The sequence below is a fragment of the Bradyrhizobium sp. 62 genome, assembly GCF_023073035.1.
Lineage (GTDB): Bacteria > Pseudomonadota > Alphaproteobacteria > Rhizobiales > Xanthobacteraceae > Bradyrhizobium.
The window spans coordinates 272,429-278,383 of the sequence record NZ_JADPIT010000002.1 but is presented as its reverse complement, the minus strand read 5'-3'; the positions used below and the strand labels follow the sequence as shown (position 1 = coordinate 278,383).

The window sequence follows — 5,955 nt, the reverse complement described above, 5'->3', positions numbered from 1 at the left end:
CGCGGAAAGATTCTGGATTGCTTCACTGCGCTCGCAATGACGGAATATGATGCAGCATCACGACAAGCACATGCCGGCGCAATCGCCGAAATCATCTTTCCAGGAGGCCTCATGCTCACCGTCCATCATCTCGGCAAGTCGCAGTCCGAGCGAATCGTCTGGCTGTGCGAGGAGCTGGGGATTCCCTACGAGCTGAAGCGCTATACGCGCGATCCCGTCACCATGCTGGCTCCGGCCGAGTACAAGGCGCTGCATCCGATCGGGGCGGCGCCGGTGATCACCGACGGCGAACTCGTGCTCGCGGAATCCGGCGCGGTCGTCGACTACATCGTTGCAAAATATGGCAACGGCCGGCTCGTGCTCGGTCCCACTGATCCCGCCTTCGCGCAGTTTCTGTATTGGCTTCATTTCGCCAATGGCACCCTGCAACCTGGCATGGGGCGGATGATGATCCTGAGCCGGCTCGATCTCGCCAAGGAGAATCCGACCCTGCTCGCGATGAAGGGGCGTCTCGATCGGGCCTTCGATCTTCTCGACGCAAGGCTTCGCGAGGCCGAATACCTTGCGGGCAGCGCCTTCACGACCGCCGACATCATGACGGTATTCTCGCTCACCACCATGCGCTACTTCCAGCCCTATGACGTGTCGCGCTGTCCCAACGTGGTCAAATATCTCGGCCGCATCAGCGCGCGGGCGGGCTATCGGCGTGCGATGGAGAAGGGCGACCCGGGCATGGCGCTGCTGTTGAACTGAGCGGCGAGGGGCAGTCGATCACGCGATCCTGTTCGTGGTGGCCGCGCGCTCCGACGCCAGCTGCTTCTGGAGGCGCTCGATGTTCTGCAGCAGGCGCTGGCTGGTCAGCACCAGGAAGTAGTAGCCGAACTGCGGATCCTGGAAGTAGATCTCGAGCAATCGGTCATAGGTAATCGTCAACACCTGCCCGTCTTCGATGCATTCGATCGTTCCGGTGCGCCGGTTGCCCGGCGTGAGGAAGCCGAGCTCGCCCATCAGCGCGCCCGGCATGATCTCGATATTGATCTCCTTGACCAGGAACTTGCCGGTGACCGTGAGGAGCATCTCCTTGGCTGGATCGCCCAGTTTGAACAGCGTGTCACCGCGGCGATATTTGCGTTCGGTCATGAACGGCTTGAGCCATTCGATCGACATGTCGCCTTCGGCCGCATGGCGCGCCTTCTTGACGAGCTTGAGCATCTGCCGCAGGCGCAAGGCGTTGATCGGTAGCAGCAGGAGATAGAGCAGGAAGGTCGAGACGTTGGCAGAGAGCGCGCCGAAGACGGCGAAGAACGCGCAGCCGACCATGTTGGCGACGCGCAGCGGAACCATCGTCCGCATCAGGAGGGTGGCGACGAAGAAGCCGGCGCCGACCGCGGCAAACATATTGGCCAGCGTGATGTTCTGGACGAAGATCTCCAGCATCCGATTGAAGATCGAATCATAGGTGACGTTGTTCGGATCGAGGCCCATCTGGACCAGGATCTTCGCGATCCTGAGGTTATCCGTCGCCGCCTCGAGAATGCGGTCGAGGATCGACGAAATGTCTGCGCTGCCGGACGGCATGGTACTATCCCCGCGTAAGGCCTTCAGTCACGGTCGGTCTTCTCGACGCCTATAGCCGAAATCGAACGACGACCGCTTGAATGAAGCTTTCGGCCGCCGTGCCGCAAGAGGCAAATTTTAGCCTGATCGGGCGTTTCGGCAATTGCCTGTTTGGCGGTGCGTATGGCCGTGGCGCGCCCGCGATTCGGGGCCCACCGGGTACGAGCCTCGGCGTGGTGGACCTCGGCGCCGGATAGGGCGGGGCAGGACCAGGCGTGGGCGTGGGGCGATCCCCGCTCTTAGGGTTTGGCGGCGGGCTGCACGACCTGCTGCTCGACCAGGCTGAGGTGCCCGGGCAGCGAACCGGCGCGCAGCAGCATGGCGACGCCATTTGCTTCCTCCAGGGTGAAATTGCCGGAGATCTGGCCCGAGCCGCCGGTGATGGGCTCGCGGATCACGGGGGCGGAGATCACCTTGCCGTCGAGCACGATGGCAAAGGGCTTTGCAATATTCTCTTCGGTGATGTGGGCAAAGCGCCGCGTGCCGCGGCCGTTGAAGCGGAACGAGGCAATCGGCTCTTTCGTGGCGCTTGCAAACCCCGGGCCCGCATAGCTGATGTCGTCGCCGTCGAGCACGCTGTCCTTGGCGACCAGATAAAGGCTCTTGTCCTTGAAGCCGGGCAGGACTTCCGTGCCAGCCGGCGGCGTGCCGGATTGCGCTTGGTCCGGCGGCATCGAGAGGTCGATCAGGCGGAAGCCGACCTTGACCCTTCGGGCGAACACCGCGGTGACGCGCTCGGGCTCCATCACACCGGGCAGGAAGATACGGATGCGCTCGGTCCCATCGGGCTGGACGCTGGCGAGCTGGACGCCGGCCTCCTTCAGACGCTGCTCGATCATGGCGATGGCATCTTCGACGAGCTCGTGCAGCCGCGCGGCGGATGCCGCATTGGTCGGGGCAAGCCTGACCATTCCGTCGCCGCCGTCGGTCACGGCGAGTGCATGCGACGGCAATCCCTCCGCGGCCGACGCGAGCTTGCGCGCGAGTTGTTCGCGGCCTTTGGCGTCCGCGATCTTCAACTCGACGCCGCCGTCACGGATGGCAAGGCCGGAGAAGGCGATCTTGCCGTCGCGCAGGTTCTTGTAGACGTCGTCGCGCAAATCCGTGACGACGCTCTCGCGCAGGCCATCGGTGTCCACCTTGTAGACGATGCGTGACCCGCCGAGCTTCTCCATCTTGTCGCTGATGAAGGCCGAGATCTTGGCGCGCATCTTGTCGATCTGGCCGTCCTCGGCGTGTGCCGCGCGGGGCAGGGCGAGCACCGATGTCATGATCCCTGCTGTCACGGCGAGCGCGATGAACAGCCGGGTAGCGCAATCCCGCGGGAGCGTAGTCATGATCACCTCAAGTCTTGCGCCAGGGCGCTGGCAAGGACACCGGCATGTGAGTCCAATGCCAGTTCTTGGTCCCCGGATCTGGCGCGCAGGTTCAAAAGCCTTTCACCAGAGCCCCGATTACGGCGGCCGTTAGGTCATGGACGAAGGCCAAATCATCCATCATTCTGCCCGTGCTCGGCCGGCCATCGGTCGAGGTCTCGCCAACCCAAAAAGTCAAAAGACAGGGCGCGGGGATATGCATCTGAGGGAGGACGGAATTCCATGGCGGGCATCCACGCGCTCGATCGGCTCATCGGCAGCGACTATCCAGACCTGGCGACGGACGCAGAGGTTCGGGCGTTCGAGCAGGTCCCTTACGCCGATCGCGTCGCGGCCGAGAGCACTTACGAGGCCATCAGGCTGGGTGCGGCCCGTAACCCCGACGGGCCGGCGCTCCAGTTCCTGCAAAACGCCGATCCCGCCGACACGCCGGTCGTGGTGACGTACCGTGATTTCATCGCGCGCGTCACACAGGCCGCCAACATGTTTCACGCGCTCGGCGTCGAGAAGGGCGACGTCGTCAGCTTCATGCTGCCGCTGGTGCCGGACGCCTTCGTGACGCTGTTCGGCGCGGAGGCCGCCGGCATCGCCAATCCCGTCAATCCCCTGCTGGAGCCGCACCAGATCGCGGAGATCCTTGAGGCCGCGAACACAAAAGTCCTGGTGGCGCTCGGGCCGATGCCGGGCACCGACATCTGGCAGAAAGTCGAGCAGATCAGGCCGCAACTCAAGCACCTCAAGGCGATCGTGCAGGTGTTCGGTGCTGGCGATCCGGCGAGGGGAATCCTTACGTTCAACGACCTGATCAGGCAGCAGCCTTCAGACCGCCTTATCAGTGGGCGCAAGATTCTGGGCAGCGACATCGCCGCCTATTTCCACACCGGCGGCACCACCGGCACGCCAAAGCTGGTGCGGCACACGCATGCCAACCAAGTGTATCAAGCCTGGGCGCTCAATCTGCTGCTGAAGTCGAAGCCGGGCGCCAACATGCTGTTCGGCATGCCGCTGTTTCACGTCGGGGGCTCATTGACGCAGGTGCTGACGACGCTCTCGGCCGGCGGTTCGCTGGTCGTGCTGTCGCCGAGCGGATGGCGCAATCCGAATGCGGTCAAGAACATCTGGCAACTGGTCGAGCGCTTCAAGCCAGAAGCGCTGTCGAGCGTGCCGACGGTGCTCGCCGCAACGCTCGCGGTGCCGCCTGGCGATGCCGACATCTCCAGCCTGAAATATGCAGCCGGTGGCGGCTCCGCGATCCCGGTCGCGGTGGGGTCTGCGATCCAGGACAAGCTCAAGCTGCCTGTCGTCGAGGTCTACGGCATGACCGAGACCTCGAGCGTTCACACGTTGGCCTATCCGTCACGGCCGATCCGACTCGGTTCGGTCGGCCTTCCCATGCCTTACGCGCGGGTCCGCATCGTCCAGCTCGATGCTGACGGCAAGCTGATCCGCGACTGCGCGCCGGACGAGATCGGCGTCGTCATCATGGCCGGGCCCGGCGTGTTCGGCGGCTATCTCAACGACGAGCACAACAAGGGTGCTTTCGTCGACGAGGTCTGGGTCAATTCCGGCGATCTTGGCCGGCTCGATGCTGACGGTTATCTCTGGATCACCGGCCGCGCCAAGGATCTCGTGATCCGCGGCGGCCACAACATCGATCCGGCACCGATCGAGGAGATCATGTTCCGCCATCCCGCCGTCGGCTTTGCGGCGGTGGTCGGCCAACCCGACGCCTATGCCGGCGAACTGCCGGTGGGATATGTGCAGCTGAAGCAGGGCGCGACCGTCGAGCCGGGGGAGCTGGAGACGTGGGTGCGCGAGCGTACTCCGGAGCGCGCGGCTGTCCCGGTGCAGGTCATCCCGATCGATCCGATGCCGGTGACCGGCGTCGGCAAAGTGTTCAAGCCGCAGCTGCGCTGGGACGCAGCCCAGCGCGTGTTCACGAAGGTGCTGACACCCCTCACTGAGCGCGGCATCGACTGCAAGGTCAGGGTCGGCGCTCACGGCAGCCACGGCTCGATCGCCACCGTGACGCTGGCGGGCCTGCCGGCGGATAAGCGCGAAGCGGTTGCGCGCGAGGTGCACGCACTGCTTGCACCGTTCGTGATGCGCCACGAGGTGGTGCAGATGTAACGGACCCAACGGACGGCTTCGGTGTCAGCTCGAAAGCAGGGCGACGCTTCGCTGCATTAGCCATACCCCCGATAGAGCCCCCTATGTGACAAGTATCACATAGGAAGAATTGGCAATCGGCGATGCTACCGAATAGTCTCATGGAATTGCATCCGGGGGGACGCAAGTGATTCCGTTTCGGATATTTGCTTTGTTGATTTTGGCCATTGGCCTCGCCTGCGGACCGGCCCATGCGGACCGGCGGGTGGCGCTTGTCATTGGCAATTCCGCCTACAAGAGTGCGCCCAAGCTCGGCAATCCCGTCAACGATGCCACTCTGGTCGGCGGCATGTTCAAGAAGGCCGGCTTTGATTCCGTCGACGTCAGGTTGGATCTCAGCGCGAGCGAGATGCGGCGCATGTTGCGTGAGTTCGCCGGCAGGACCCGCGATGCCGACATGGCCGTAATCTATTACGCCGGCCACGGCATCGAGCTGGAAGGCACAAACTATCTCATTCCGATCGACGCGACGCTGGAGACGGATGGCGACGTGCTCGACGAGACCATCCCGGTGGAGCGTGCGCTGTTCGCGGTCGAGCCGGCCAAGCAGCTGCGCCTGATCATCCTGGACGCGTGCCGCGACAATCCGTTTTCCAAGACCATGAAGCGGACGCTGGCCTCGCGCGCGATCGGACGCGGGCTTGCCAAGGTCGAGCCGACCAGCCCCAACACCATGATCGCCTTCGCCGCGAAGGCCGGTTCGACCGCGTCTGACGGTGACTCCAGGAACAGCCCGTTCGCCGTCGCTTTGGTCGAGCACCTGCCCAAGCCGGGCCTCGACCTGCGCAAGGCG

The 5,955-nt window shown here is 63.9% G+C and carries 5 protein-coding genes; 3 read left to right on the top strand and 2 right to left on the bottom strand.

From position 1 onward, the window contains the following. The first annotated feature begins 111 nt into the window (after nt 1-111). The gene (locus IVB47_RS01420) at nt 112-753 is read left to right on the top strand and encodes a glutathione S-transferase family protein (protein WP_247459433.1); all 642 of its coding nucleotides are present in this window, start codon (nt 112-114) and stop codon (nt 751-753) included. An 18-nt stretch (nt 754-771) separates the two neighbouring features. On the opposite strand, the gene IVB47_RS01415 is transcribed toward IVB47_RS01420, so the two are convergent. Both IVB47_RS01415 and IVB47_RS01410 read right to left on the bottom strand, forming a co-directional pair. Then, nucleotides 772-1,578 (bottom strand): cyclic nucleotide-binding domain-containing protein, encoded by an 807-nt coding sequence (locus tag IVB47_RS01415; RefSeq protein ID WP_027567682.1) that lies wholly within the window; start codon nt 1,576-1,578, stop codon nt 772-774. A gap of 278 nt (nt 1,579-1,856) precedes the next feature. Beyond that, nucleotides 1,857-2,954 carry a preprotein translocase subunit SecD gene (locus IVB47_RS01410; RefSeq protein ID WP_247362415.1) on the bottom strand — a complete coding sequence of 366 codons (1,098 nt, stop codon included), beginning with the start codon at nt 2,952-2,954 and terminating at the stop codon, nt 1,857-1,859. A gap of 261 nt (nt 2,955-3,215) precedes the next feature. Here IVB47_RS01410 and IVB47_RS01405 point away from each other — a divergent pair, with 261 nt between their 5' ends. After that, the gene (locus tag IVB47_RS01405; protein WP_247362413.1) at nt 3,216-5,123 is read left to right on the top strand and encodes an acyl-CoA synthetase; all 1,908 of its coding nucleotides are present in this window, start codon (nt 3,216-3,218) and stop codon (nt 5,121-5,123) included. A gap of 166 nt (nt 5,124-5,289) precedes the next feature. Next, nucleotides 5,290-5,955 (top strand): caspase family protein (locus tag IVB47_RS01400; RefSeq protein WP_247459431.1); only part of this gene is annotated, 666 nt, incomplete at its 3' end.